General features: G+C 43.4%; 1 protein-coding gene. It reads left to right on the plus strand.

Features of this window, described 5'->3' with window-relative positions:
- Positions 1 to 327: hypothetical protein (locus tag BHE89_RS24085; RefSeq protein WP_171742568.1), on the plus strand; the 327-nt coding region annotated here is incomplete at both ends.

The following is a 327-nucleotide window of genomic DNA, read 5'->3' on the forward strand; positions in this document are numbered from 1 at the left end:
TTTTTATGGAGGCACGCTCACTATCCTATGCTCCACCTAAACCCATTGAATTACCTAAACCCATTTTGAAACCGACGGCTTCTTCTCATCAACGCGTGATTAAAATTGTGAAAGCGATGAAAGATGTAGCGACGGCTTCTCGGGGAGGACTTTTAACTTTACTATTTCACTCCGAGCCGGCGGGTGACCCAAATGAAGACCAACTCTTTATTGGAAGAATTATTAATTTTCCTCTTCTGGTTGGCGGATTTTCTCGTTCACCGCAGACTATCAAAGGACAAAATTATGCGGAAGAAGCCACGCTACGACAGCTTGCGCATAAAAAAA

Source organism: Shigella sp. FC1967, from assembly GCF_001743005.1.
Lineage (GTDB): Bacteria > Pseudomonadota > Gammaproteobacteria > Enterobacterales > Enterobacteriaceae > Proteus.